Origin of the sequence: Trinickia symbiotica, from assembly GCF_003028655.1 — a bacterium.
Classification (GTDB): domain Bacteria; phylum Pseudomonadota; class Gammaproteobacteria; order Burkholderiales; family Burkholderiaceae; genus Trinickia; species Trinickia symbiotica_A.
The window spans coordinates 396,916-422,269 of record NZ_PYUC01000005.1 but is presented as its reverse complement, the minus strand read 5'-3'; the positions used below and the strand labels follow the sequence as shown (position 1 = coordinate 422,269).

General features: G+C 62.0%; 23 protein-coding genes and 1 pseudogene. 11 read left to right on the top strand and 13 right to left on the bottom strand.

Annotation, left to right across the window (positions count from 1 at the left end):
- The first annotated feature begins 50 nt into the window (after positions 1–50).
- Genes waaC through waaA form a run of 3 tightly spaced genes read left to right on the top strand, consistent with a single transcriptional unit; the run spans position 51 to position 3,270 of the window.
- The gene (gene waaC / locus C9I57_RS12770) at positions 51–1,046 is read left to right on the top strand and encodes a lipopolysaccharide heptosyltransferase I (protein WP_107151090.1); all 996 of its coding nucleotides are present in this window, start codon (positions 51–53) and stop codon (positions 1,044–1,046) included.
- Positions 1,047–1,066: 20 nt separating this feature from the next.
- Positions 1,067–1,951: a Kdo hydroxylase family protein gene (locus tag C9I57_RS12765; RefSeq protein WP_107151004.1), complete on the top strand. Its 885-nt coding sequence runs from the start codon at positions 1,067–1,069 to the stop codon at positions 1,949–1,951.
- Complete coding sequence (gene waaA / locus C9I57_RS12760) at positions 1,948–3,270, top strand: lipid IV(A) 3-deoxy-D-manno-octulosonic acid transferase (RefSeq protein ID WP_107151003.1); 1,323 nt, start codon at positions 1,948–1,950, stop codon at positions 3,268–3,270. Before C9I57_RS12765 ends, waaA begins: the two co-directional genes overlap by 4 nt.
- A 52-nt stretch (positions 3,271–3,322) precedes the next feature.
- Here waaA and ureG read toward each other — a convergent pair whose 3' ends face one another.
- The 11 genes from ureG to C9I57_RS12705 all read right to left on the bottom strand — a co-directional run bounded on the left by ureG (position 3,323) and on the right by C9I57_RS12705 (position 11,780).
- Positions 3,323–3,943 carry an urease accessory protein UreG gene (ureG, locus tag C9I57_RS12755; protein ID WP_107151002.1) on the bottom strand — a complete coding sequence of 207 codons (621 nt, stop codon included), beginning with the start codon at positions 3,941–3,943 and terminating at the stop codon, positions 3,323–3,325.
- A gap of 24 nt (positions 3,944–3,967) precedes the next feature.
- Positions 3,968–4,648 (bottom strand): urease accessory protein UreF, encoded by a 681-nt coding sequence (locus tag C9I57_RS12750; protein ID WP_107151089.1) that lies wholly within the window; start codon positions 4,646–4,648, stop codon positions 3,968–3,970.
- Positions 4,635–5,300: an urease accessory protein UreE gene (gene ureE / locus C9I57_RS12745; RefSeq protein WP_107151001.1), complete on the bottom strand. Its 666-nt coding sequence runs from the start codon at positions 5,298–5,300 to the stop codon at positions 4,635–4,637. The genes C9I57_RS12750 and ureE overlap by 14 nt, the downstream gene beginning before the upstream one ends.
- A 21-nt stretch (positions 5,301–5,321) precedes the next feature.
- Positions 5,322–7,028 carry an urease subunit alpha gene (gene ureC / locus C9I57_RS12740; RefSeq protein ID WP_107151000.1) on the bottom strand — a complete coding sequence of 569 codons (1,707 nt, stop codon included), beginning with the start codon at positions 7,026–7,028 and terminating at the stop codon, positions 5,322–5,324.
- A 99-nt stretch (positions 7,029–7,127) separates the two neighbouring features.
- On the bottom strand, positions 7,128–7,433 hold the full coding sequence (locus C9I57_RS12735; protein WP_107150999.1) for an urease subunit beta: 306 nt from the start codon (positions 7,431–7,433) through the stop codon (positions 7,128–7,130).
- 19 nt (positions 7,434–7,452) lie between these two features.
- Entirely contained in the window at positions 7,453–7,755 is a 303-nt protein-coding gene (gene ureA, locus C9I57_RS12730; RefSeq protein WP_018442305.1) for an urease subunit gamma, read from the bottom strand.
- Between the two features lie 47 nt (positions 7,756–7,802).
- Entirely contained in the window at positions 7,803–8,522 is a 720-nt protein-coding gene (locus C9I57_RS12725) for an amino acid ABC transporter ATP-binding protein (RefSeq protein ID WP_107150998.1), read from the bottom strand.
- Positions 8,509–9,159: an amino acid ABC transporter permease gene (locus C9I57_RS12720; protein WP_107150997.1), complete on the bottom strand. Its 651-nt coding sequence runs from the start codon at positions 9,157–9,159 to the stop codon at positions 8,509–8,511. Before C9I57_RS12720 ends, C9I57_RS12725 begins: the two co-directional genes overlap by 14 nt.
- Entirely contained in the window at positions 9,156–9,824 is a 669-nt protein-coding gene (locus tag C9I57_RS12715) for an amino acid ABC transporter permease (RefSeq protein WP_107150996.1), read from the bottom strand. Before C9I57_RS12715 ends, C9I57_RS12720 begins: the two co-directional genes overlap by 4 nt.
- On the bottom strand, positions 9,824–10,621 hold the full coding sequence (locus tag C9I57_RS12710; protein ID WP_107150995.1) for a transporter substrate-binding domain-containing protein: 798 nt from the start codon (positions 10,619–10,621) through the stop codon (positions 9,824–9,826). The genes C9I57_RS12715 and C9I57_RS12710 overlap by 1 nt, the downstream gene beginning before the upstream one ends.
- 235 nt (positions 10,622–10,856) lie before the next feature.
- Complete coding sequence (locus tag C9I57_RS12705) at positions 10,857–11,780, bottom strand: urease accessory protein UreD (RefSeq protein WP_107150994.1); 924 nt, start codon at positions 11,778–11,780, stop codon at positions 10,857–10,859.
- 312 nt (positions 11,781–12,092) lie between these two features.
- Between C9I57_RS12705 and C9I57_RS12700 the strand changes: the two genes are divergently transcribed.
- The 4 genes from C9I57_RS12700 (at position 12,093) to C9I57_RS12685 (ending at position 17,443) form a co-directional block, all read left to right on the top strand.
- Complete coding sequence (locus C9I57_RS12700; RefSeq protein ID WP_107150993.1) at positions 12,093–14,339, top strand: T6SS effector phospholipase Tle3 domain-containing protein; 2,247 nt, start codon at positions 12,093–12,095, stop codon at positions 14,337–14,339.
- Positions 14,336–15,820, top strand: coding sequence for a virulence factor (locus C9I57_RS12695; RefSeq protein ID WP_107150992.1), 1,485 nt, complete (start codon positions 14,336–14,338; stop codon positions 15,818–15,820). The genes C9I57_RS12700 and C9I57_RS12695 overlap by 4 nt, the downstream gene beginning before the upstream one ends.
- A 17-nt stretch (positions 15,821–15,837) precedes the next feature.
- Entirely contained in the window at positions 15,838–16,101 is a 264-nt protein-coding gene (locus C9I57_RS12690; RefSeq protein WP_107150991.1) for a PAAR domain-containing protein, read from the top strand.
- 112 nt (positions 16,102–16,213) lie between these two features.
- Positions 16,214–17,443 carry a hypothetical protein gene (locus tag C9I57_RS12685; protein WP_107150990.1) on the top strand — a complete coding sequence of 410 codons (1,230 nt, stop codon included), beginning with the start codon at positions 16,214–16,216 and terminating at the stop codon, positions 17,441–17,443.
- Here C9I57_RS12685 and C9I57_RS12680 read toward each other — a convergent pair.
- A pseudogene (locus C9I57_RS12680) lies at positions 17,440–17,574 on the bottom strand (ABC transporter ATP-binding protein); the annotation flags it as partial. The gene C9I57_RS12685 and the pseudogene C9I57_RS12680 overlap by 4 nt on opposite strands.
- Before the next feature lie 294 nt (positions 17,575–17,868).
- On the opposite strand from C9I57_RS12680, the gene C9I57_RS12675 reads away from it, so the two are divergent.
- From C9I57_RS12675 to C9I57_RS12660, 4 genes are read left to right on the top strand one after another with little or no spacing between them, the layout of a single operon-like run.
- Positions 17,869–20,574, top strand: coding sequence for a type VI secretion system Vgr family protein (locus tag C9I57_RS12675; protein ID WP_107150989.1), 2,706 nt, complete (start codon positions 17,869–17,871; stop codon positions 20,572–20,574).
- 23 nt (positions 20,575–20,597) lie between these two features.
- Positions 20,598–22,844 (top strand): T6SS effector phospholipase Tle3 domain-containing protein, encoded by a 2,247-nt coding sequence (locus C9I57_RS12670; RefSeq protein WP_107151088.1) that lies wholly within the window; start codon positions 20,598–20,600, stop codon positions 22,842–22,844.
- Positions 22,841–24,325, top strand: a complete 1,485-nt coding sequence (locus C9I57_RS12665) for a virulence factor (protein ID WP_107150988.1) — start codon at positions 22,841–22,843, stop codon at positions 24,323–24,325. The genes C9I57_RS12670 and C9I57_RS12665 overlap by 4 nt, the downstream gene beginning before the upstream one ends.
- A 17-nt stretch (positions 24,326–24,342) precedes the next feature.
- Positions 24,343–24,606 carry a PAAR domain-containing protein gene (locus C9I57_RS12660; RefSeq protein WP_107150987.1) on the top strand — a complete coding sequence of 88 codons (264 nt, stop codon included), beginning with the start codon at positions 24,343–24,345 and terminating at the stop codon, positions 24,604–24,606.
- Positions 24,607–24,642: 36 nt separating this feature from the next.
- Here the strand turns inward: C9I57_RS12660 and urtE are convergent, their stop codons facing one another.
- Positions 24,643–25,335 carry an urea ABC transporter ATP-binding subunit UrtE gene (gene urtE / locus C9I57_RS12655; protein WP_107150986.1) on the bottom strand — a complete coding sequence of 231 codons (693 nt, stop codon included), beginning with the start codon at positions 25,333–25,335 and terminating at the stop codon, positions 24,643–24,645.
- Positions 25,336–25,354: the final 19 nt, after the last annotated feature.

Here is a 25,354-nt window from a genome sequence, read left to right as displayed (position 1 = left end):
CTCTCGGCGGTTCAGCCGCCGCGTTGCGTACCTTTCTTTTTTCTTTCGTTGTGCAAAAGATACTGATCGTCCGAGTGTCGTCGCTGGGCGACGTCGTCCACAACATGCCGGCCGTCGCGGATATCCGGCGGCGTTATCCGGGCGTGCAAATCGATTGGCTCGTCGAAGAGAGCTTTGCCGATCTCGTGCAGCTCGTCACGGGCGTGCATCGCGCGATTCCGTTCTCGCTGCGACGCTGGCGCAAGCGGCTGCTGTCGCCCGCGACATGGCGCGAGATTGCGACGTTTCGCCGCGATCTCGCGGGGGAGCATTACGACCTCGTGATCGATTGCCAGGGGCTGATCAAGACGGCCTGGGTCGCGAGCTGGGCGCGCGGGCCGCTCGTCGGTCTCGGCAATCGGACCGATGGTGCCGGCTATGAATGGCCGGTGCGCTTCTTTTACGACCGGAGAGTGCCCATTGCGCCGCGCACGCATGTCGTCGAGCGTACGCGTCAACTCGTCGCGGCGGCGCTCGGTTTGCCGCCGCCTACGCCCGAAGACGATATCGACTTCGGCTTCAATACCTCGCGGGCGGCGCTCGCGATCTCCGAGCTCGGCTTGAACCTTCCCGTGCCTTACGTCGCGTTCGTTCATGCGACGTCGCGCGCCGATAAGCAATGGCCCGAATCCGCGTGGATCGAGCTCGGTCGCGCGCTCGTCGCGCGCGGCGCTTCACTCGTGCTGCCATGGGGTAACGAAGCCGAGCGCGCGACGAGCGAACGGCTCGCCAAGGAGTTCGGCGCCGCCGCGATCGTGCCGCCGCGGCTGTCGTTGCCGGCTGTCGTTGGTTTGCTCGAGGGGGCCGCGGCCACTGTCGGCGTCGATACGGGGCTCGTCCATATCGCCGCCGCGCTCAAACGTCCGACGATCGAGTTGTACAATTTCGCGACCGCGTGGCGCACGGGCGGCTACTGGTCGCCCAACGTGGTCAATCTCGGCGAGGGGGGCGCGCCGCCCTCGCTGCAACAGGTGAAGTCCGCGCTCGCAGGATTCGGCCTGCTTTAGGACTGCGCTCAAACGACCCAATGAACGAATCGCAAATCATCGAAGTTGCCGCGGGCGATTGGCAAGGGCAAGCGCTCTCGGTCCGTCGCGAGGCGCTGCTTGCGGCGCTGGAGCGCGGCAAGGTGCTCTATTTTCCGAACCTGCGGTTTGCCATCGAAGGCGGCGAGGCGACACTCCTCGATCCGGCGCTCGCGGATCCGGAGCGCAAGAACATCAGCCTCGAGCCGAAGGGCGGCGCGTTGCGCGGCGTGATCGGCGATGCGGATAGGCAATCGGCCGTGCGGGCGCTCGTCACGCGCTACCAGATCAACGCACTTTCGCTCGTCGATGGTCTCTTCCCCGAGTACCGCGGCAAGCTTCGAGCGGCGCCGACGAGCCTGCGTCTCATGCAGGTCGAGACGCGCCACACCTCCTGGCGCAAGGACGACAGCCGCCTGCATGTCGATGCTTTTCCGTCGCGGCCGAATCGCGGCGAGCGGATTCTGCGCGTGTTCGCAAACGTCAATCCGCATGGCACGCCGCGTGTGTGGCGCGTCGGCGAGCCGTTCGAGCAGATGGCCAAGCATTTCTTGCCGCGCATCAAGCCGCAGCTCCCGGGCACGGCGTGGCTGCTCGAACAGCTTCACATCACGAAGTCGCGCCGCAGCGAGTATGACCATCTGATGCTTCATCTGCATGATTCCATGAAGGCCGACCTCGACTACCAGAAGTCGAGCCCGCAGCAAACGATGCCGTTTCCGCCGGGCAGCGTCTGGATCTGCTTCTCGGATCAGACTTCGCATGCGGCGATGTCCGGTCAGTTCATGCTCGAGCAGACCTTTTTTCTGCCGGTGCGTGCGATGGCCGAGCCTGAGTGTGCGCCGCTCGGCATCCTCGAGCGGCTCACGGGACGGGCGCTGGTTTGAGGATCGTTTATCGCCTGCTCTGGTGGATCGTCGCGCCCCTCGCGGTGCTGCGATTGTTGATCCGTTCGCGGCGCGAGCGCGGGTATCGCGAGCATATCGGCGAGCGGTTCGGCCACACGCGCGCGCGTTCGCCTGATGACGATGCGCCGCTCATCTGGGTCCACGCGGTATCGGTTGGCGAAACGCGCGCGGCGCAGCCTCTCATCGGAGCGCTGATGAAAGCGCGACCCGACGCGCGCGTGCTTCTGACCCACATGACGCCGAGCGGCCGCGCGACGGGCGAGCAGCTTTTTGGGGACCGCGTGGCGCGCGCCTATCTGCCTTATGACATGCCGCGCGCGGTGCGCCGCTTCTTGCGGGCCTGGCGGCCATCGCTCGGCATCGTGATGGAGACGGAAGTCTGGCCTACGCTCATCGACGAATGCCGGCGCGCCGATATGCCACTTGTTCTCACGAATGCGCGAATGTCGGCGCGATCGTTCAAGCGCGCCGCGCGTTTCGGCAAATCGACGCGCGAAGTCTTCGGTGGCTTTGCGCGTGTGCTGGCGCAAAGCCCGTCCGATGCGGAGCGGTTGACGGCGCTTGGGGCGCGGCAGGTGGCCGTGCTCGGCAATTTGAAGTTCGATATGGCGACGCCGACGGAACTCCTCGCGCGCGGGCGCGCCTGGCGCGCAGCGATCGGATCACGGCCCGTGTGGGTGGCGGCGAGTACGCGAGAAGGCGAGGAGCCGCTCGTGCTCGATGCATTCGCAGCGCTCGCGACCAAGGGTTCGTTGTTGATTCTCGTGCCGCGGCATCCTCAGCGGTTCGACGAGGTGACCGATCTCGTTCAGCGACGCGGTCTGCGCTGCGTGCGGCGTTCGGCATGGGGTGGCGAGGCTGTTGCCGCCGCGGCGGCCGAGCGCGTTGCCGATGCGCCGTTGCCCTCCAATGTCGACGTGCTGCTCGGCGATTCGATGGGTGAGCTCGGCGCTTACTATGCCGCGTCGGATCTCGCGTTTATCGGGGGAAGCCTGCTGCCGCTTGGCGGGCAGAATCTGATCGAAGCATGCGGCGTGGGTGTGCCCGTGTTGATCGGGCCGCACGTCTTCAATTTTTCGCAAGCAACGGCCGACGCGGTCGCGGCGGGCGCGGCGGTACAGGTCGAGGATCCCCCAGCGCTCGCGCGGGCGCTCGATCAGCTCTTTGCCGATCGGCCGCGACGCGTGGCGATGGCGGCGGCCGCGTCGGCTTTTGCCGCGCGGCATCGCGGGGCCACCGCGCGCACGGCGGAGGTGTTGATGGCGCTGTTGGGGGACGAGCTGGGCAGCGAGGGGTAGGGCTCGCGGCGGAAGACCGAACACTGCTTCGCGAGCTCTACCGAGCAGACGATTAGACCTTCAACAGCCCCTTGGTCTCGATGAACGAGACGACATCCGACAGGCCTTGCTGCGCTTTCAGATTGCACATAACGAACGGTCGGTCGCCGCGCATTTTCTTCGTATCCGACGCCATGATGTCGAGGTTGGCGCCCACGAGCGGCGCAAGATCGGTCTTGTTGATGACGAGCAGATCTGACTTCGTGATGCCCGGGCCGCCTTTGCGCGGAATCTTCTCGCCGCCCGCCACATCGATCACGTAGATCGTCAGATCGGAAAGCTCTGGGCTGAACGTGGCCGCCAGATTGTCACCGCCCGATTCGATGAACACAATATCGGCATCCGGAAAACGCGTGAGCATCCTATCGACGGCTTCGAGGTTGATCGATGCGTCCTCACGAATCGCCGTATGCGGGCAGCCGCCCGTCTCGACACCCATGATGCGCTCGGCCGGCAAGGCGCCCGCGATCGTCAGCAGACGTTGGTCTTCCTTCGTGTAGATGTCGTTCGTAATTGCGACGAGGTCGTACTGATCGCGCATCGCTTTGCACAGCATCTCGAGCAGCGTCGTTTTGCCGGAGCCGACGGGCCCGCCCACACCGACGCGCAGCGGCGGCAATTTCTTCGTTCTCATAACAGCGATACCTCTCTTCCAAAACTAAGACCGGAAAAGCCGCGAGTATTGCGACTCATGTCGCGCCGACAGCACGCCGAGCATCGGAGCAAATGTATTGATCTGCTCGGGCGGCGTTTCGAGCGCGCGTGTCACGGCCATATCGATCGGCGCGCGCAAGGCGACGATGATGCGCTGTCCCGCCATCTGGCCCAACGGCACAGCCTTCAGCGCGGCGGCAGCTTGATTTTCCACCCAACTGAACGCATAGGCGGCGAGGGCGGCTGGTGCTTCGATAGCGTGCGCGGCGACAGCGAACGCAAACGCAGTGGGCTGAGCGACGGGCGACAAGGCAGCTAGGGTCTCCCTGCGCTCGGCATCGCCCCATTCGAGCGAGAGGCAAAGCTGCTTCATCGACCACCCCATTTGCTCCGTTTCGCGCCTCAGCTCCACCGATTCGCGGCTCGCAAGAAACGCAGCATCGGCGGAAGCGATTGCGGCTGCTTCGTGTCGATTCCAGCGTTCGATCTGATGTGCGAGAAACGGCAACTCGCAGCGCGCGAGCACGTTCGTCAAGCCGCTTTCGATCCATGCGCGCGCGCTTTCCGTATCGGTGACCCATTGCGCATCGATCGCCGATTCAAGGCCCTGCGAGTAGCTGAAGGCGCCGACCGGCAGCGCGGGCGACGCGAGATGCAGCAGGGCAGTCAGTTCAGCGATGCGCATGACCGTCGTCGTGCTCGCCGTGAGCGTGCGTGCAGCCGTGATCGTGATCATGACAATGATCGCCACCATGATGATGGTGATGTCCATGTTCGTGATCGTGGGCATGGCCGTGTTCGTGCGCATGACCATGCTCATGTCCGTGGTGTTCCTCGAACACCTGCTGCGCGATCGCATAGTCTTCGCGGAACGTCGCATCGTGACCATGGCGATGCCCACCGCCGTATGCGCCTGATTCGGGTTGGAACGGCAACGACGCGGTTTCCACCCGTGCCCCGAGCCGCTTCAGCATCTCTTCGAGTACGGGATCCGCCTCGAGCTTCAGGTAGTCCGCGCCGACTTCGACCGGTGTATGACGATTGCCGAGATGGTAGGCGGCGCGCGTAAGCGTCAACGCATCGGGCGCGCGCACGAGCAGCACCGATTCGTTGGCAGCGACGACGCGCACGAGCCCGCCATCGTCGGCAACGAGTACATCGCCGTCGGCGAGCACGGTGCCGCGCGGCAGGACGAGCGCGACTTCCTCGCCGTTGTCGAGCGTGGCGGCAAGGCGGCTTTTGCAACGCGCGTCATAGGCGAGCGTGAGCGTCGGCGCGCGCGCTACGAGCGAACGGGCGATGACGTTGGGGGCGAGGCGTTTGTCGATCGTGCGCATGACTGAAATGAAGCTTAGGACTCAGAACAAAAAGTAGCGCTGCGCCATCGGCAACACCTTGGCCGGCTCGCAGGTGAGCAACTGACCGTCCGCCACCACCTGGTACGTTTCCGGATCGACGCTGATCGACGGCTGCCACGAGTTGTGGATCATGTCCGCCTTCGAGATGTCGCGGCACCCGCGCACGGGCACGACGACTTTGTCGAGACCGTACCGTTCGGCAATGCCGGCATCGGCCGCCATCTGCGAAACGAACGTCAGCGAAGTACGCGCGAGCGCGCCACCGCGTGTCGCGAACATCTCGCGATAGTGAACGGGCTGAGGCGTGGGAATCGACGCGTTCGGATCGCCCATCTGCGCGAGCGCGATCATTCCGCCCTTAAGGACGAGCGTCGGCTTGATCCCGAAGAACGCCGGCTCCCAGAACACGAGGTCAGCCCATTTGCCGGCCTCGATCGATCCCACTTCATGCGCGATGCCATGCGTGAGGGCCGGATTGATCGTGTACTTGGCCACGTAGCGCTTCGCCCGGAAGTTATCGTTGCGCGAGCTGTCTTCCTGCAGCGCCCCGCGTTGCACCTTCATCTTGTGCGCGGTTTGCCAGGTGCGGATGATGACCTCGCCGACGCGTCCCATCGCCTGCGAATCCGACGAAAGCATCGACAGCGCGCCGAGGTCGTGCAGGATGTCCTCGGCCGCGATCGTTTCGCGGCGAATCCGCGATTCGGCGAACGCGAGATCCTCGGCGATCGAAGGATCGAGGTGGTGGCAGACCATCAGCATGTCGAGGTGCTCGTCGAGCGTGTTGATGGTGTAGGGGCGCGTCGGATTCGTCGACGATGGCAGCACGTTCGCCTCGCCGCAAACCTTGATGATGTCGGGCGCGTGGCCGCCGCCGGCACCTTCGGTGTGATAGGTGTGAATCGTGCGGCCCTTGAAGGCCGCCACCGTCGCTTCGACGAAGCCGGCCTCGTTGAGCGTGTCGGTGTGAATCGCGACTTGCGTGTCGGTCGAGTCGGCCACGGAGAGGCAATTGTCGATCGCGGCCGGCGTCGTGCCCCAGTCTTCGTGCAGCTTGAGTCCGATGGCGCCGGCCTTGATTTGCTCGACGAGCGGATCGGGCAGGCTCGCGTTGCCCTTGCCGAGAAAGCCGAGGTTCATCGGCCAACCGTCGGCCGCCTGCAGCATGCGCTCGAGGTGCCAGGGGCCGGGCGTGCAGGTCGTCGCGTTCGTGCCCGTGGCGGGCCCCGTGCCGCCGCCGAGCATCGTCGTCACGCCCGACGCGAGCGCTTCGTCGATCTGCTGGGGACTGATGAAGTGAATATGCGTATCGACGCCGCCCGCCGTCACGATCAACCCTTCGCCGGCGATCACTTCCGTCGCCGCCCCGATGGCGATCGTGACGCCGGGCTGAATGTCGGGATTCCCGGCCTTGCCGATCGCGGCGATGCGGCCGTTCTTGATCGCGATGTCGGCCTTGACGATGCCCCAGTGATCGAGAATCACCGCATTCGTCACGACGGTATCGGCCACTTCGGCCGCGACGCGCTGCGATTGCCCCATGCCGTCGCGTATGACCTTGCCGCCGCCGAACTTCACTTCCTCGCCGTAGACGGTGAAATCGCGCTCGATTTCGATCAGCAGCTCGGTATCGGCAAGCCGGATCCGGTCGCCCGTCGTGGGGCCGAACATTTCCGCGTAGGCGCGGCGATCGATGCGAAGAGTCATGATGTTTCGGTGTCCGAAAGGATAAGCGTCGGGCGTATAGCGCGTGTGTCGGCAGGGCGGTGCGGTGCGGCGGCAGTCGGTCGCGGGCGCGAGAACGCGTCAGAGCGGGCCCATCACCTTGCCGTTGAAGCCATAGACAGTGCGGTCTCCGGCCAATGCGACGAGCTCGACCGTGCGCTCCTGTCCCGGCTCGAACCGCACGGCCGTGCCGGCCGCGATATTGAGCCTGAAGCCGCGCGCTCGCTCGCGATCGAAGGAAAGAGCGGCGTTCGCTTCGTAGAAATGAAAATGCGAGCCGACTTGCACGGGGCGGTCGCCCGTGTTCGCAACGGTCAGCACGACCGTTTCGCGGCCAGAGTTGAGCTCGATCTCGCCGGGCTCGGTCAGGATTTCGCCAGGGATCATGGGACCTTACCTCGCACGCTTACGGAATCGGATGGTGGACGGTCACGAGTTTGGTGCCGTCGGGGAACGTTGCTTCGATTTGAATATCGGGGATCATTTCGGGCACGCCTTCCATCACGTCGTCGCGCGTGAGCAGCGTCGTGCCGTAATGCATGAGCTCGGCGACGGTCTGGCCGTCGCGCGCCGCTTCCATCAGCGCCGCCGTGATGAACGCGACGGCCTCCGGGTAATTGAGCTTGAGCCCGCGTGCCTTGCGACGCTCGGCCAGCAGCGCCGCCGTGAAGATGAGCAGCTTGTCTTTTTCGCGTGGGGTGAGCTTCATCGTTTTACCTGCTTGCCGAGCGGTGCTCGAGCGCGGTTGCCGTTCCGTTACTGGACGAATTTCTGCAATTCTATGCTCTGCGGCGACCCGAAGATCTGCTCGGGCGGGCCGCTCTCCCAGACGCGCCCTTGATGCATGAAGACGACGGTATCGCTCACGCGGCGCGCGAAGCGCATTTCGTGGGTGACCATGATAAGCGTCATTCCCTCGCTCGCCAATTGTTCGACCACGCCGAGCACTTCGCCGACGAGCTCCGGATCGAGCGCCGACGTGATTTCATCGCACAGCAGCAATGACGGCTCCATGGCAAGCGCGCGTGCAATCGCGACGCGCTGCTGCTGGCCGCCGGAGAGCTGGCTCGGGTAGGCGTCGAACTTGTCGCCGAGGCCAACGCGCTGGAGCATTTGCTCTGCGCAAGCGTGTGCTTTCGCGCGCGGCGCTTTCTTGACGACGGTTTGCGCGAGCATGACGTTCTCGCCGGCGGTCAGGTGCGGGAACAGATTGTATTGCTGGAACACCATGCCGACCTTGAGCCGCAAGCGCCGCAAATCCGCATGACGGGCATCGATGCGTTCGCCGTCGATATCGATCGATCCCGAATCGATGCTTTCGAGCCCGTTCAGCGTGCGCAGGAGCGTGCTCTTGCCCGAGCCGCTGCGGCCGATGATCGTGACCACTTGGCCTTTTTCGACGTTCAGGTCGATGCCCTTCAGGACATGGGCCGAGCCGAACTGCTTATGGAGCGCGGTGACTTCAACGAGCGACATTGAGTTTTCTCTCCAGCGCACGGGCGGTGCGCGACAGCGGATAGCAGAGTGCGAAGTAAATGAGCGCGACGCAGCCGTAGACGAGGAACGGGCGGAACGTTGCGTTCGAGATCACCGTTCCCGCCTTCGTGAGCTCGGTGAAGCCGATGATCGAGACGAGCGCGGTGTCCTTCACCGCTTGCACGGAAAAGCCGACCGTCGGTGCGATGGCGATTCGAAAGGCCTGCGGAAGGATCACATGCCTCAATTGCTCTAAGTAGTTCATCGCGAGGCTTGCGGACGCTTCCCATTGCCCGCGCGGGATCGCTTCGACGCAACCGCGCCAGATTTCGGCGAGGTAAGCGCTCGTAAAGAACGTGAGACCGAGCGTTGCGGCCACCCATGGGTCGACGTCGAGTCCGATGAGCGGCAGTCCGAAGAACACGACGAAAAGCTGCATCAAAAGCGGCGTGCCCTGGAAGATTTCGATGTAAATCTTCGCGGCACTGCGCAGCGCGAACGACGGGGACACGCGTGCGAGCAGCAGCAGAAAGCCCGCTATGCCGCCCGAGCCGAAGGAGACGAGCGAGAGCAGGACCGTCCAGCGCGCGGCGAGCAGCAGGTTCTCGAGGATTTGTGTGAGGCTGAACTCGATCATCGTGAACCTCGCAGGAAGAGCCGCCGGCCTGCGATATTGAGCAGGGCACGTACGACGACGGCAAGCCCGAGATAGGCCACGGTAATCGCGAGATACGTTTCGAACGCCCGGAAATTACGCGACTGGATGTAGCTCGCCGCGTAGGTCAGATCGGGTACCGAGATCTGCGAAACGACGGCCGAGCCGAGCATGACGATGACGATTTGGCTCGACAGCGCCGGGAACACCTTTGCAAGAGCCTGGGGCAGCACGACATGCCGATAGGTTTGCGCGGGCGTCATGGCGAGCGAGGCTGCGGCTTCGAGATGTCCGCGCGGCACCGCGGCCACGCCTGCGCGAATGATCTCCGTGGCATAGGCGCCAAGGTTCAGCGTCATGGCAATGACCGATGCGGAGATCTCGTCGAGCCGTAGACCGAGGGCCGGAAGGCCGAAGAAGACGAAGAACAATTGGATGATGAACGGCGTGTTGCGAATCGCTTCGACATAGGCTGACGCGACCGCGCGCAACGCAGCCGAGCGCGCGTCGCGCGCGGCGGCGCCGCCGATGCCGATCGCGACGCCGAGCACTGTCGAGGCGGCCGTCAGCCCGAGCGTGAAGGTCGCCCCGCGCGCGAACATGCCCGCGTATTGCGCGAGGTCGCCGAATTGCAGCGCGTAGCTCATTACAGCGAAGCCGGCAGCGGCTGGCCGAGCCACTTCTTCGAGATCGCGTCCAGCGTGCCGTCATGCCTTGCGTTGGCGATCGCGGCGTTGACCTTTTCGAGCAGACGCGTTTCGTTCTTGTTGAGACCCACGTAGCAGGGCGAGCTCTTGATGACGAACTTCGGCTCGGGCAGGCGCGGCGGCTTCTTCGCGATGATGGCGGCGGCCACGACGTTGCCGGCGGCGATCAGCTCGACCTGTCCCGAGAGGAACGCTGCGATCGTGGCGTTGTTATCGTCGAAGCGCTTGATAGTCGCATTGGGGGCCATCTGAGTCAGCGCGACTTCTTCGAGCGCGCCGCGCGTCGCGCCTACCGTTTTGCCCGTCAAATCGGCCGGGCTCGCGACCTTGATGTCGGCCGGGCCGAAGACGCCCTGGTAGTAGGGTGCGTAGGCTTGCGAGAAGTCGATGACCTTCTCGCGCTCGGGCGTCTTGCCGAGCGAGGAGATGACGAGATCGACCTTGTTCGTCGTCAGGTAGGGGATCCGGTTCGCGCTGTTGACGGGCACCAGCTCGAGCTTCGCGTTCAGCGACTTCGCGAGCACGCCGGCCATGTCGATGTCGTAGCCCTGCGGCTTCATATCGGTGCCGACCGATCCGAACGGAGGATAGTCCTCGGGAACGGCGACACGCAGCACGCCGCTCTTCGCGATGGTGTCGAGCGCATCGGCTTGGGCGTTCTGACTCGATGTCGCGGCGGCAACAGCGACGGCCGCGACGAGCGCGGCAAAAGCGCGCCCGATGAAACGTTGCTTCATGGAACGGTCTCCTACGCGGCCACTCGCGCCGCGGGGAATGCGACACCGTCCGTAGCCGATTTGAGCGCCGGATTGAGCAAGGGCTATGCCAACGCCGGTTGCAACTGGTCTGGCCTGTCAGGCCCTTCCTGTATCAGCCGGCTAGAGCATTGAGTGCACCGAATCGGGCCGAGTGTCCCGATGTTCGCTTCATTTTGGTGCTTTCATGCCCCGTTTCATGGCGTTTTGAGCCGGCCTACGTTGCCCAGAGCCGCAGCGGGCGAGCGGCCACACCATGAACGATGGGCCGCAGCGTGGTCCAGCATTGGTGCATGAGCTGCTGCAACGGCTCCATCGACGAGGCGAGCACGCGCACGAGCAGCACCCCGCCGGGCAGCGCTGTGGCGCCCGCGCGCAACGTTGGTTCGAATGGCAACTGCTCGGCTAGCGTTTCGGCGAGCTCCGGCGTGCAGGCCGCGCCGAGCGCCCACAGCGTGCCGAAGGCAGCGAACCCGGCCAGGCCTTGGGGCGCATCCCGCAGCGAATCGTGTGCGTCCAACTGGGCGCGTTCATGCCATAGGAGCGAGCTGTCGTCGCCGTCTTCTAGTGCGATCGAGGTGATGGAAGTCAGCTCGCCGTTCGCCCACCGTTCGCCGGCCGCTTGCCGGCCGAGCTGCATCGCATCCCAGCCGATGGCCGTTGCCCCTGGTGCGATGGTGAAGGCGAATTCGAGGTCGGCTCGCGCATCATCGAAGACGATGTTGTTCTGCGGCAGCCAATCGAGCTTTCCGTTTGCGGCTACGTCGATCTGGATTTTCTGCGCGGCGCGTTGCCCGTTGGCCTTGTACCACTTCGTTGCGCCCGGTGTCGTCAAGACCGCGTGTGCGGCTTCCCCCACACCGATGTCAATGACGAGCCGGTCGCCGCCGGCGACACCGCCGGGCGGATGGACGATCACCGCATGGCAGATCCCATCGCCTTCGGGGTAGAGCGGCCGCTGCACGAGCAGCGGGCCGCTATGAAGGCGCTTCGATAACGTCGTGCGATCGGCGTTATGCGTGAAGCGGAGCTCGAGGCTGGCGTCCCAGCGATTCGCGGGTATCGGTTGCGCGCCGGGAAGCTGCGGCGAGACAGCCGGGGATGGCGCGGTGACGAATGAATTGTGTTGCGGTGAGAGCATCGACGGGGAAAGCGGCAACGGGGGCTGTGCCGCGAATCTACACGAACGAGGCAGTCGAGGCCAGTGTCCTTACCCAGTCCGCATCACCGGTGCCGATACGGTTCCGAGTCGGCCGCCCCGTTACTTCGTCCTAGTTTGATCGCACTAAAAGATCGCGATAGCGTTCGCGGCGCATCGTTCGCCTCGTTCATATGCGATCGCTTCATGCGTATCGCATATGCGCAATTGGAGCGATTCGATACGAACAGAGGCAATAACAAAGCAAGAGAGTAGGCGATGCAGAACCGAGTTAAAGAACGGGCTAACAAGGACATGACCGAATCGGATCAAAGCGCTGTTGCTTCGCCGGCTGGGGCCGTCCCCGACCCGCCGCGCATTCAAGTCGGTCGAGTGCAGGGCGTCACCCTCTTTGGCGCTCGCAACGAGCTTATCTGCGTCAAACAAATGCCGCTGCCGGGCGTCGTCATCTTCGTGCACGGCGTGAATTCCGAGGGGGAGTGGTACACCGCTGCCGAGGAGGGGCTGTGCAAAGGGCTAAACCGGCGGTTGGGCCGCTTGGACGACCAGCTGGCTTATACGGGCGTCAAGGCCGGGCAGATGGCGCCGGTCAGTTACATCGAGAGTTTGACGCCTGACGGTTACGTCAATCCGAAGATGTGGGCTGATACTTATATCAAGCCGGATCCGTCGTTCTCGCCTGTGATCCACTTCCGTTGGGGCTACAAGGCGAACAAGCAGGATCTCAAGGACTACGGCGCGAACCTGTTTCTCAACGAGCACAATTACTGGGGCGGCGGCCCGTTTGCGAATGGCTGTTCGAGCCTCGCGGATTTATGGAGCCCGGGGCTCGACGATCGAATCTTCGGCTGGCTCACGGTGCAGGCGTTGAATTCCACGCCGCGCCTGGTCTATCAGACGCCCCCGCGCGCCTACATGGTGATGGCCGCGCTGCGGCTCGCCAATCTGATCAAGTCGATACGAGAAAAGCAAGCCGATGTGCCGATCACCGTCGTCTGTCACAGCCAGGGCAACATGATCGGGATGGCGGCCGCGTTTCTCGGCGACCGGATGTCCGACGTGACTGACCCGTGGGGCAAGGCCGGAAGCTGCGTGGCGGACGCCTACGTGTTGGCCAATGCGCCGTACAGCCTCGTCGAGAAGCTGGGCATGGAGAACTGGGCGCAGCGCACGGTGCGCGATGCCGATGGCAACCGCGGCCGCGCGACGTTCAACGCGCGGGCTGAAACGTTGAAAGCCTTCTTCGAGATATTGCGCAAGCGCGCGGCGCTGGAGCCCGATGCACGCGAACTCGATGAGGACATGGGCAACAAACGGCCCTCCGCGAAAGGGAAGCCGTATAGCGCCGGGCAGGACCGCACGAGTCACGGCCTGAACGGCCATACGCTAGGCCGCGTGACGCTCTATTGCTGTCCGCACGATCAGGTGATCTCGGCGACGACCGTGCAAGGCATTGGCTGGCGTGGCATGAGCGCCGAGGAGATCGAGCGGACTGGCGGTCATGGCGTCTTCACGCAGCGCGTCTTCGCATCGGGGTGGGTAGTCGGAAAGGATCCAACTGATAGCCCTACGTATCGTTATTGGGAAGACGACTGGCGCGTGACGGTGAACCGGAGCAAGGGATTCTGGTATCCACCGTCGCCGAGTGCCCAGTTCGGGCTATATCGAGCACTGAACGCAAACGAGAATCCGTTGGCGGCGCTGGGCACGTTGGCAAGTGCGCCGCTTCTCTATTTCGCCAGGCTCATTGCGAAGCCGCGCATCAACGCGGATCCACCGGAGAAATGGAGCATCCCGCTAGCCGCGCCGAAGCTGGACGAGCCGTTCGAGCCCGAGGCGATGCGCTATGGGCGGGTGTCGGAGATTGTCGTTGATGGCTTGACCAGTCGGTTCAATGAGAGCTACGACCCGCCGTCTGCCGCACGCAACGCGCAAAAGCGCGAGGGTGATAAGGACGCGGACGACCCTTACGACACATTCAGATCGGACGAGCCTGGAACCCAGGCACAGGGAACGCAGGAATCGGAGGCCGCGCAACGCTACGAGCACCACGCACTGATGCGCCAGGAGGCTCGCCGAAACGAGCGGCACGGCCGCACCAAAGGGTGGGTGGCCGACGACGGCAAGGTGGTCGGCGAAGACAATCTGGCCAAGGCGACGATCGAATACAAAGCATGGCGTAACGGGCAGATCGGCAAGATTCTGAAGGAGGGCAGCAAAAACAATCCGACAAACCATTCGACGATTCTGACCAATCCGATGCATGCCAGGAAAGCGCTCGCATATGACATCGCGATCGGCCTTTGCTATCTGTCGGAGGATGACTGGTGGGCGCTTCGTATCGAGGCGGATTGGCGGTTCGGAAATGGTTTGAGCGACACCAATCCGGCCAAAATGTACTGGGAATACTTCGACATGGGGACTAAAAATGGCGTGCCACTACATGACTGGGCACACAACGATCCTGAGGCCGTGAAGCCAGCCGAGATCGACGATCAGCGAGAGGGCGATTTGTTCCTGAGCGCGGGGGGTGTTGTATGAGTTCATTGATAGGCACTTGGCGCCGGCGGCTTTTGCTCGCAGTTGGTGCCACTTTGTTCACCTTCGCGATGACACTGGCCTGGATGCTTTACGCGGACTCGCGCGAGCCACAATACTTTACCGATGAGGACTTCATGAAGCGATTGGTGCATTTTCCTTTCTGGATGGGCGTATGTGTTTTGGCGGTGAGCACATTTTTTTCACTCGGCATATTCGATACAGCGAAAGCGCAAACAGTCGCGACGAAAGCCGGAGCCGTGGAGGCGGACGAGCCGTTCGTTGCGCAAGTGGTAGGGATCGAGTGGTTAAATCCGCTCCAGCGTCGCGACTATCCAACGGAGTGGCAAATTTTATGGACGCTCGGTCTCGTCAAGCCGAACAAGAACGACGACATGGTGAGGACCGATCCTGCTAGTTTTACTTCGCTTCAGCCAGTTGCGGGAATCGCCTATGGCAACCGCGGCACGGAAACATTCAAAGGCTTCTACCACAAGTACGTTGACAAGCTTCTCGGGATTTTCGACGAAAGATATGTGATGAACGCGAAATACTTCTATACGGTCAAGCCAGATGACCGAAGGAAGTGGCGGGAAGTGGCCGGCATTCACGTCGAACTTGCGATCCCCTCTGATCGTCTCGATCCGGCCGAAGCGCAAACGTATCTAAGTAGTAGGATCATGAGGTACTTCGAAATCGGTAACAAGTCGTTTCCCGACCTCTGGAGCAAAGATACGCCACCCGACGTACGCATAACGCCGGGCGGCCCCAACGCGGGCTTCGCTTCGCTAAACGCCGCACTCGATTACCTCCAGGCGCACCCGCAGGAAAGCGTCTGGGTGATGAACTGGGACGCGCCGAGCTTTCCGCCGAAGGACAATCAACTCAACGAAAACATCGCGCTGCTGATCCTCGCCGGACCGGAGATGAAAACCGAGCGCGCGCCGCTCGCCTGGATCGGTAAAGCGGCGACCGGCAACGTCAAAGACCACGAAAAAACGGCCGGCACGACGCGAGCAGTCCAGGCATGGAAAGCCGCGATCGCCGCGGCGGCGCACAACGCGAACGTATCGGTCAATGACATCGACTACGTCATTCACGACGCGGGCAAGGGCAGCGACGAGGCGTCGCAGCGTATCGGCACGCTCGGCCGTACGCTCACAGAAAGCTTGCCGGAATTCGAGTTCCAGAAGCAGACATTCAACACCGCTGGGCTGCTTGGCTACATGGGCGCCGGGACGGCACTCACCAACGTCGTCCTTGCGATCGGGCGCGCTAACCATTTAGGCGGCAATGTTCTCGTGGCGGGCACGACGAATTCAGACGAACCAGTCGCCGTCGCGATCAGACCTCCCGAGAAGCTGAACCCGATCGATCCCGAAGCCGAGTGGTTCAGAGCGCGAGGCGAGAGCGACGCCTACCTACCGTGGTGGGGGCGCCGCTATGACTCGACCTATAACGACTGGCAGGGTTGGTCCTGGTGAGAAAGAGGAGCGACGGAATGCGAGGCATCATCCGAGTCGGAGACGCAACGAGTCACGGTGGCAGGGTCGAAACAGGGAGCGACATGAGCGACGTGATGGGTCGCGCGGTCGCCAGACTCGGCGATCGCTGTTCGTGTCCGGTCGCCGGACACGGATCCTGCGTGATCACAGAAGGCGATCCGGACTTCATCGTCGACGGCAAGCCTGCAGCTTTCGACGGCCACAAGACGACTTGCGGTGCGACGCTCATCTCGAGCCTTTCATCGTCAGTGCGCGTATGAGCGCGAGTCGCTTGCACGATGGAGGGCCGCTTGAGCAGAACAAGCAGATGTTGAACGATCACCACAGCTGTCGGTGCCACGACGCCTTTTCCCACTAGTCCACCTTCGATATATGTGGAACTTAGCGAGGGGAATTCCCCTGTACTGGCATCTGGCGCTCGACACGACGATTACGCACTTCTTCACCATATATCTCGCTCACGGCGGCCACTTCGCGCTTGCTGCAGCCGTGTCGACGGGGGATTCGCTGTTGAAACTCGTCTTTGCGGTGGCGGGTTCCGCGGTGGCCGCGCGAACCGGGCTGCCGACGCGAGTTGCCTGGTGTCGCTACCTACGTCCGGCTTTGGCAGTGGCGTGGCTCGCCGCCATTTCATTGCTGTACAGCGAAGGCAGTGATCTCCTTGTTATCACAGCCGTTATCGCCTTCAAGGTTGTCCTGTTGGTCGACGGCGCGTTCAGTGCGGATTTCCCGTTTGTCGCGCAGCAAGCATTCGCGCTCGATCTGACTCAGAGCGCGAGCATACAAAACATCATTTGGCGCGGATCGCTCGCTGTTGCGCCGGCATTCGCTCTAAGCATCGTCAATCGCGACGTGGACATCTTCTATTTCGTGCCGGTGATAGTTGTTTTGTTGGGTCTCAGCCTGTTCGCGCTCCAGTCTGTCGATGAGACAGTGCTCGAATCTGGCTCTGCGGAGAGGTCCGAAAGCGACGATGTCCGTTCCAAGCGGCTGTTCAGTTCGGTCATGAGGAACCGATTGATGCGATGGGGGCTGGTCTATCAGCTTGTCGTTAACTTTGCTTTTGGAGGGGTAACGTACCTGCTCATCGTTGAGCTAAAGCCGACGTCGAACATCGCTTTGAATGGCATCAGTGCGTTGTATCTTCTATTTTTTGTCTATCAGATCGCCGTCATGCTGATGGGTGACGGCGCCATTCCGGTAACGAGGCTGGGCGGCATTGTCGGTATCGTTGCCCTGACGGCAGGACTGACCATAGCGATCGGGTCGTGTACGAACTTCTGGCTCGATATCACGCTCTGTTCTTCGATGGGCCTACTGTATGCATTCGAGCTTGGCGCTGTTCAGAAGGTACTGATCTCGAAGCTGAAGGGTCCTCAATACCTGAGCTACTCGGCGTTATCAAAGGTTTGCGCTCGACTATCATCGGCGGCAAGCGTGGCCATGCTCGGTTTCGGCGTAGCAATGGGCGTATCGCCATCTTCATTGCTGATCATGTGCGGGGTAGTTGGCCTCTTCGGCGCGCTGCTTCTCAAACTCTGCGTTCCTCAAGCGAGTGGCCGTGTTGCTAGTGCGCAGATGAGCAACGAGGGAGGTGCTTAGACAGCAATCAACTCCCGAACCCCCTTCTCACCCACCCGGGCTCCCGCTCCGCCCGCGACGATCTCGCCACGCCGCATGACCCAATACCGGTCAGTCAGCGCTCTGGCGAAGTCGTAATACTGCTCGACGAGGCAGTCGAGCCAGCGCCCTTACCCAGTCCGCATCGCCCGTGTTGATGCCGACCCGAGTCGTCCGTCCGGTTATTTCGTCCTAGTTTGATCGCACTAGAAGATCGCGATAGCGTTCGCGGCGCATCGTTCGCCTCGTTCACATGCGATCGCTTCATGCGTATCGCATATGCGCAATTGGAGCGATTCGATACCAACAGAGGCAATAACAAAGCAAGAGAGTAGGCGATGCAGAACCGAGTGCTAGTACAAGTTGGGTACGGGCCTTTGCCGTCCCAGGCGAATCGCGCCTTTCGATTGAAGTGGCGCGATAACGAGAAGGAGTTCGATGGGCTCATCCTGCCGCAGCGCATCGATATCCGCGAGGAAGTTTGCGGCGGTATCGAGGGCAGGCTGTCTTGCGTGACCGGCATCGACGGCATATCGCTTACTGCTTTGCTCGGCGTGCCGGTCGCCGTCCAGCTCGTGACGGACCGCGGCGACCTGCATTCGATTTGCGGGATCGTGACGGACGCGTGGAAGGGTGCGTCCGATTTGGGGCTGATCGCCTATCAGCTCGTCATTCGCGATGCACTGAGCATTCTCGAGCGGCGCGTCAACACACGGATTTTTCGAAACCAGACGGTGCCGGGGATCGTCGCTACGCTCGTCGCGGAGTGGCACCGCAAGAGTTCGACGCTGGCGAGTTCGTTCGGTCTCGACATGTCCCGGCTGCAGCGCGACCGATATCGGAGCCACGATCAGACGATCCAATTCGAGGAGTCCGACGCCGATTTCATTCGCCGGCTGTGCCGGCGGGAAGGTATCGCCTGGTTCATCAAAGCGGGCAAGCGCAATCACGGAAGCGGGTACGACCGTAAGGCGGTCGCACATACGCTCGTCCTGTTCGAGCGGTCTCATAGTCTCGACGATTCTTCGGCAGGGTGTGTTCACTATCGATCGCATGATGCGCACGAGCAGCGCGACACGATCACTCGACTTTCTTCGGGGCGCCGGATCGTGCCGGGCTCGACACGGAACGTGGGCTGGAATCGGGACCAGGCGCGACTGGATCATGTTGGAATGCGGACGGGAGTCGATCAGGGTGAAGCCGGCAACGACCTCGCGAGCTTGCTGAAGGATGCTCGCATCGATCCGCCCGATACCGCCGATTCCTGGGATCAGTACGACCAACACGGCACGTGGCGCGCGGATGCCTATCTCGCGCGGAGCATGTGCATCGAAGGCGCGAGTAATGTGCGCGACCTTGCGGTGGGCCATAGGATCGGCATCGCCGGGCACCCCGACTTCGACCGGCTGCACGAGTGGAATCGATGGGTCATCGTGACGTCCCTTCATCATCGCGGCGAAAACAATCTTCCCAAGGAGTTGACCGACCGCGCGCAGGCGCTCTTTGCTGCGAGCCAGTGGCTGTTCGATTCTCCGCCCAGCTCGGTGAATACGCACGCTCGGCCGAGCGCATGGCCAGGCACACCGGAAAGCCGCTACCAGAACACGTTTAGTTGCGTTTCGCGCGATACGCCATTGACGCCGCTCTACGATCCTCGGGTTCATTTGCCGCGCGTGCATCCGATTACGGGTGTCGTAGTGTGTCCCGAAGGCGATGAGGTCTATTGTGACGAGCTTGGACGAATCCGCGTGCGGATTGAGGGGCTTAACGCCGATGATCACGAACATGCGAAAGGGGCCGGTACGAGCGGCACGCCCGCGGATAGCGCGGCTGTACCGGTGAGCACGCGGTGGGCGGGCTCGCGCTTCGGCGAGAGCCTGCTGCCGCGCAGAGGCATGGAAGTCATCCTCGACTTCATGAATGGCGATCCCGATAAGATGTTCGTCGCTGGTGTGTTCTACAACGGCGCGAAAACGCCGGCTGCTTTCAGCAACAAGGGATCGCTGCCTGCGAACCGCCGTTTGTCCGGGATCAAGACCCAGGAAATCAAGGGCACGCGCTATAACCAATTGCGGTTCGACGACACCACGGGGCAGATAAGCAGCCAGCTCGCCAGCGCGCACGCGAGCAGCGAACTCAATTTGGGTTATCTCACCCATCCGCGCGAAGACGGGTGGGCGGAAGCGCGCGGCGAAGGGGCGGAGTTGCGCAGCGACGCGAGCGTGGCCATCCGCAGTGGGAAAGCGTTGCTGATCTCGGCTTGGCAGCGACTGAATGCAGCCGGCGGTCAATTGTCGCGCGATGAATATCTTCGTTTGATGCAGGAATGCATGGCGCTTTCGCGCAGCCTCGGCGAATACGCGGCGGCGCATCGTGGCGTCGATTTCGATATGCAGCCGCAAGACGAACTTGCTTCAACGGTGAAGAGCTGGCCGGATGCTGATGGAGACGGTTCGACCGAACAAGCTGCGATCGGCATTACGGCGCCGGCCGGCATCAGCGCCGCGACATCGAAAACGATAGCGATGCATGCGGGCGGCAATGTGGACTCGGTCGCGCAGGGGAACATTCAATTCGCGAGTGCTCATCGGGTCAATCTTCAAGCCGGACATGGCGTAGCGATGTTCGCGCATCGAGAGGGTGTCTCGGCCATCGCCAATCAAGGCAAGGTCACGCTTCAGAGTCAGGCCGACGATACGCAGATCGAGTCGGCGAAGAACATCCGGCTCATGGCTGCGGACGGCCAACTCGCCGGCACTGCGACCGACGAGGTGGTCTTTGTCACCTCCGGCGGGGCGTACTTGAAGCTTCGGGGTGGCGATATCGAATTGGGTTGTCCCGGCCGCTTCGCGGTAAAGGCGGCAGGCCATACATGGGATGGGCCGGCGAGCATGAGCGCGGACTTTCCGTCATTTGACGACGCGGCGCTTGACCGCATGCCGAAACTCGTTCGTGCCACGGACGCGGAAGGCATCGCCGGTTACGACGCTGAAGTTCGGCGAGCCGCGGGGCAGATCGCCAAGGGTGAGACCGATGCGGCGGGATGGTCTGAACCAATCAACAGCGACCAATTCGAGCAGTTGGACGCGATCTTCTTCAAGAAGAACACGTGATCAAAGAACGTGACAACAAGAATATGAGCGACTTCAATCTGAATACGGCTGTGTCACCAGCTGGGGCGGTCACCGACCCGCCGCGCATTCAAGTCGGCCGCGTGCAGGGCGTCACCCTCTTTGGCGCTCGAAACGAACTGATCTGCGTCAAACAGATGCCGCTGCCGGGCGTCGTGATCTTCGTGCACGGTGTGAACTCCGAGGGCGAGTGGTACACCGCCGCGGAGGAGGGGCTCTGCAAAGGGCTAAACCGGCGGTTGGGCCGCTTGGACGACCAGCTGGCTTATACGGGCGTCAAGGCTGGGCAGATGGCGCCCGTCAGCTATATCGAGAGTCTGACGCCTGATGGTTACGTCAATCCAAAGATGTGGGCTGAGAGTTATATCAAGCCCGATCCGTCGTTTTCTCCGGTCATCCATTTCCGTTGGGGCTACAAGGCGAACAAGCAGGACTTGAAGGACTACGGCGCAAACTTGTTTCTCAACGAGCACAACTACTGGGGCGGCGGCCCGTTTGCGAATGGCTGTTCGAGCCTGGCGGATCTATGGAGCCCGGGGCTCGACGATCGGATATTCGGCTGGCTCACGGTGCAGGCGTTGAATTCCACGCCGCGCCTGGTCTATCAGACGCCCCCGCGCGCCTACATGGTGATGGCCGCGCTGCGGCTCGCCAAACTGATCAAGTCGATACGAGAAAAGCAAGCCGATGTGCCGATCACCGTCGTCTGTCACAGCCAGGGCAACATGATCGGGATGGCGGCCGCGTTTCTCGGCGACCGGATGTCCGATGTGACTGACCCGTGGGGCAAGGCCGGAAGCTGCGTGGCGGACGCCTACGTGTTGGCCAATGCGCCGTACAGCCTCGTCGAGAAGCTGGGCATGGAGAACTGGGCGCAGCGCACGGTGCGCGATGCCGATGGCAACCGCGGCCGCGCGACGTTCAACGCGCGGGCCGAGACGTTGAAAGCCTTCTTCGAGATATTGCGCAAGCGCGCGGCGCTGGAGCCCGATGCACGCGAACTCGATGAGGACATGGGCAACAAACGGCCCTCCGCGAAAGGGAAGCCGTATAGCGCCGGGCAGGACCGCACGAGTCACGGCCTGAACGGCCATACGCTAGGCCGCGTGACGCTCTATTGCTGTCCGCACGATCAGGTGATCTCGGCGACGACCGTGCAAGGCATTGGCTGGCGTGGCATGAGCGCCGAGGAGATCGAGCGGACTGGCGGTCATGGCGTCTTCACGCAGCGCGTCTTCGCATCGGGGTGGGTAGTCGGAAAGGATCCAACTGATAGCCCTACGTATCGCTATTGGGAAGACGACTGGCGGGCGACGGTGAACCGGAGCAAGGGATTTTGGTATCCGCCGTCGCCGAGTGCCGAGTTCGGGCTCTACCGCGCATTGAACGCGAACGAGAATCCGTTGGCCGCGCTGGGCACGTTGGCAAGTGCGCCGCTTCTCTATTTCGCCAGGCTCATCGCGAAGCCGCGCATCAACGCTGATCCGCCAGAGAACTGGACCATCCCTGTAACCGCGCCGAAGCTGGACGAGCCGTTCGAGCCCGAGGCGATGCGCTATGGGCGGGTATCACAGATTGTCGTTGATGGCTTGAAGAGCCGGTTCAATGAGAGCTATGACCCGCCGTCCGCCGCGCGCAATGCGCAAAAGGCCGAGGCTGAGAAGAACGCGGACGACCCCTACGACACTTTCAAGTCGCAAGAACCGGAACTGCAAGCACAAGGCACGGTGGAATCCGAGGCGGCGCAACGCTACGAGGACCACGCGCTCATGCGTCAGGAGGCACGCCGAAACGAGCGCCACGGCCGTACCAAAGGGTGGGTGGACAACAACGGCAAGGTGGTTGGCGAAGACAATCTGGCCAACGCAACGATCGAATACAAAGCATGGCGCAACGGGCAGATCGGCAAGATTCTGAGTGAGGGCAGCAACAACAATCCGACGAACCACTCGACGATCTTGACCAATCCGACGCATGCAGAGAAAGCGCTCGCATACGACATCGCGATTGGCTTGTGCTACCTGTCGCAGCGCGACTGGAAGACGCTGCGTATCGAGGCGGATTGGCGGTTCGGAGATGGTTTGAGCGACAGTCATCCCAATAAGAAGTACTGCACGTACTTCAAGTACGGGACCTATCGCGATGAGCCCTTGCATGACTGGGCGCGCGCCGATCCCGAGGCCGTCAAACCGGTGACGATTCAGGGCCAGCGCGAGGGCGATGTGTTCCTGAACGCGGGAGACTTTGTATGAACGCACTAATCGGCACGTGGCCTCGCCGGCTCTTGCTAGCGGTCGTCGCTGTGGTGGTGACCTTCGCGGCCATGCTGGCGTGGATGCTTTATACGGATCAGCGCGGCCCGCAATACTTTACCGATGAGGACTTCATGAAGCGATTGGTGCATTTTCCTTTCTGGATGGGTGTATGCGCGTTCGTGGTGAGCACGTTCTTTGCGCTCTGCGTGTTTGAAACGGCCGCTGCACAAACTGTTGTGACGAAACCCATACCGGCAGAAGCCCCTAAGCCGTTCGTTGCTCAGGTGGTAGGACTCGAATGGCTGAATCCGCTGCAGCGTCGCGACTATCCAACGGAGTGGCAAATCTTATGGACGCTCGGTCTAGTCAAGCCGAACAAGAACGACGACATGGTGAGGACCGATCCCGCAAGTTTTACGACGCTTCAGCCTGTCGCGGGAATCGCCTATGGCAATGACGGCACTGAAACATTCAGGGGCTTCTACCACAAGTACATCGAAAAACTCATTCCAATCTTCGCCGAAAGATACGTAATGAACGGGAAGTACTTCTATACGGTTAAGCCAGACGACCGAAAACAATGGCGGGAATTGGCCGGCATCCATGTTGAGTTGGCGATACCTTCCGACCGTCTCGACCCGGTTGAAGCGGCAGCGCTTTTGCGCGACGAAATGGTGTACGCCTTCGAAATTGGCAGCAAGGCCTTCCGGGACCTATGGAGCAAAAGCACACCACCCGATGTCCGTGTTACTCAGGGAGGTCCTAACGCGGGCTTCACCTCACTGAACGCAGCACTCGATTACCTCCAGGCGCACCCGCAGGAAAGCGTCTGGGTAATGAACTGGGACGCGCCGAGTTTCCCTCCTAAAGATAATCAGCTCAACGAAAACATAGTGCTGCTGATCCTCGCCGGACCGGAGATGAACACCGAGCGAGCGCCACTCGCTTGGATCGGCAAGGCAGCGGCAGCCCACGTCAACGACTATGAAAAAACTGCCGGCACGACACGAGCAATCCAGGCATGGAAAGCGGCGATTGCGGCGGCGGCAAACAACGCGAACATATCGGTCAATGACATCGATTACGTCATTCACGACGCAGGCAAAGGCAGTGATGACGCCTCGCAGCGCATCGGCGCGCTTGGCCGTACGCTCACCGAAACACTGCCGGAATTCGACTTCCAGAACCAGACATTCAACACCGCTGGGCTGCTCGGCTACATGGGCGCCGGGACGGCACTCACCAACGTCGTCCTTGCGATCGGGCGCGCCAATCATTTAGGCGGCAATGTCCTCGTGGCGGGCACGACGAATTCAGAGGAGCCGGTCGCCGTCGTGATTACTCCTCCGAAGAAGCTAAACCCAATCGATCCCGACGCGGACTGGTTTAGAGCACGAGGAGAGGGGTACGCCTACCTACCGTGGTGGGGGCGCCGCTACGACTCGACCTATAACGACTGGCAGGGTTGGTCTTGGTGACAACGAGGAGCGACGAAATGCGAGGCATCATCCGAGTAGGTGACGCAACGAGTCACGGTGGCAGCGTTGAAACGGGCAGCGACATGAGTGACGTAATGGGCCGTGCCGTCGCAAGACTCGGCGACCGCTGCTCGTGTCCGATCGCTGGCCATGAGTCTTGCGTCGTCGCTGAAGGCGACCCGGACTTCATCGTCGACGGCAAGCCTGCAGCTTTCGACGGCCACAAGACGACTTGCGGTGCGACGCTCATCTCGAGCCTTTCATCTTCAGGGCGCGTATGAACGAAGCCGCCTGCATGACGCAGGCGGCTCAATCGCTTAAACAGCAATCAACTCCCGCACCCCCCTCTCATCCATCTCGTCTCCCGCCCCACCCGCAACGATCTCGCCACGCCGCATGACCCAATACCGATCGGCGAGCGCACGCGCAAAGTCGTAATACTGCTCGACAAGGAGAATCGTCATCCCCGTCTCATCGACGAGCCTCCTAAGCGTCCGCCCGATCTCCTGAATGATCGAAGGCTGAATCCCCTCGGTCGGCTCGTCGAGAATCAAAAGCTGCGGCTCGCTCATCAAAGCACGCCCGATCGCCAGCTGCTGCTGTTGTCCACCTGAAAGATCGCCACCGCGCCGCTTCCGCATATCCTTCAGCACGGGAAAAAGCGAGTAAATGCGCTCGGGTACTTCCGAGACCGGCTTACGGCTCGCTGCGCCAACGAGCAGATTCTCTTCGACGGTCAGCCGCGCAAAAATCTCTCGCCCTTGCGGCACATACCCGAGCCCGCGCGAGACGCGTGCATGCGGCGGCAGCGCCTCTATCGATTGCCCGCCCCAGGCGATCGTGCCGCTTTTCGCGCGCACGAGCCCCATGAGGCAGCGCAACAGCGTCGTCTTGCCTACGCCGTTCCGCCCGAGCAGCACGGTCAGCGATCCCTGCGGCACTTCCATCGTAACGTCGCGCAGAATATGGCTACCGCCATAGAACTGATTGAGCCTGTCGATGTTGAGCATCGATCCAATTCCTTGTTAA

What these genes read in the sequence shown, in the direction of transcription:
- C9I57_RS12765 (WP_107151004.1), top strand. Translation starts at nt 1,067, where the DNA reads ATGAACGAATCGCAAATCATCGAAGTTGCCGCGGGCGATTGGCAAGGG.
- C9I57_RS12710 (WP_107150995.1), bottom strand. Translation starts at nt 10,621, where the DNA reads ATGAAGCAACGTTTCATCGGGCGCGCTTTTGCCGCGCTCGTCGCGGCC.
- C9I57_RS12695 (WP_107150992.1), top strand. Translation starts at nt 14,336, where the DNA reads ATGAGTTCATTGATAGGCACTTGGCGCCGGCGGCTTTTGCTCGCAGTT.
- ureA (WP_018442305.1), bottom strand. Translation starts at nt 7,755, where the DNA reads ATGAAGCTCACCCCACGCGAAAAAGACAAGCTGCTCATCTTCACGGCG.
- C9I57_RS12705 (WP_107150994.1), bottom strand. Translation starts at nt 11,780, where the DNA reads ATGCTCTCACCGCAACACAATTCATTCGTCACCGCGCCATCCCCGGCT.
- C9I57_RS12660 (WP_107150987.1), top strand. Translation starts at nt 24,343, where the DNA reads ATGCGAGGCATCATCCGAGTAGGTGACGCAACGAGTCACGGTGGCAGC.
- C9I57_RS12700 (WP_107150993.1), top strand. Translation starts at nt 12,093, where the DNA reads ATGACCGAATCGGATCAAAGCGCTGTTGCTTCGCCGGCTGGGGCCGTC.
- C9I57_RS12685 (WP_107150990.1), top strand. Translation starts at nt 16,214, where the DNA reads ATGTGGAACTTAGCGAGGGGAATTCCCCTGTACTGGCATCTGGCGCTC.
- C9I57_RS12690 (WP_107150991.1), top strand. Translation starts at nt 15,838, where the DNA reads ATGCGAGGCATCATCCGAGTCGGAGACGCAACGAGTCACGGTGGCAGG.
- C9I57_RS12665 (WP_107150988.1), top strand. Translation starts at nt 22,841, where the DNA reads ATGAACGCACTAATCGGCACGTGGCCTCGCCGGCTCTTGCTAGCGGTC.
- C9I57_RS12725 (WP_107150998.1), bottom strand. Translation starts at nt 8,522, where the DNA reads ATGTCGCTCGTTGAAGTCACCGCGCTCCATAAGCAGTTCGGCTCGGCC.
- urtE (WP_107150986.1), bottom strand. Translation starts at nt 25,335, where the DNA reads ATGCTCAACATCGACAGGCTCAATCAGTTCTATGGCGGTAGCCATATT.
- ureC (WP_107151000.1), bottom strand. Translation starts at nt 7,028, where the DNA reads ATGACTCTTCGCATCGATCGCCGCGCCTACGCGGAAATGTTCGGCCCC.
- ureE (WP_107151001.1), bottom strand. Translation starts at nt 5,300, where the DNA reads ATGCGCACGATCGACAAACGCCTCGCCCCCAACGTCATCGCCCGTTCG.
- C9I57_RS12735 (WP_107150999.1), bottom strand. Translation starts at nt 7,433, where the DNA reads ATGATCCCTGGCGAAATCCTGACCGAGCCCGGCGAGATCGAGCTCAAC.
- C9I57_RS12720 (WP_107150997.1), bottom strand. Translation starts at nt 9,159, where the DNA reads ATGATCGAGTTCAGCCTCACACAAATCCTCGAGAACCTGCTGCTCGCC.
- C9I57_RS12750 (WP_107151089.1), bottom strand. Translation starts at nt 4,648, where the DNA reads ATGCGCATCGCTGAACTGACTGCCCTGCTGCATCTCGCGTCGCCCGCG.
- C9I57_RS12670 (WP_107151088.1), top strand. Translation starts at nt 20,598, where the DNA reads ATGAGCGACTTCAATCTGAATACGGCTGTGTCACCAGCTGGGGCGGTC.
- C9I57_RS12715 (WP_107150996.1), bottom strand. Translation starts at nt 9,824, where the DNA reads ATGAGCTACGCGCTGCAATTCGGCGACCTCGCGCAATACGCGGGCATG.
- ureG (WP_107151002.1), bottom strand. Translation starts at nt 3,943, where the DNA reads ATGAGAACGAAGAAATTGCCGCCGCTGCGCGTCGGTGTGGGCGGGCCC.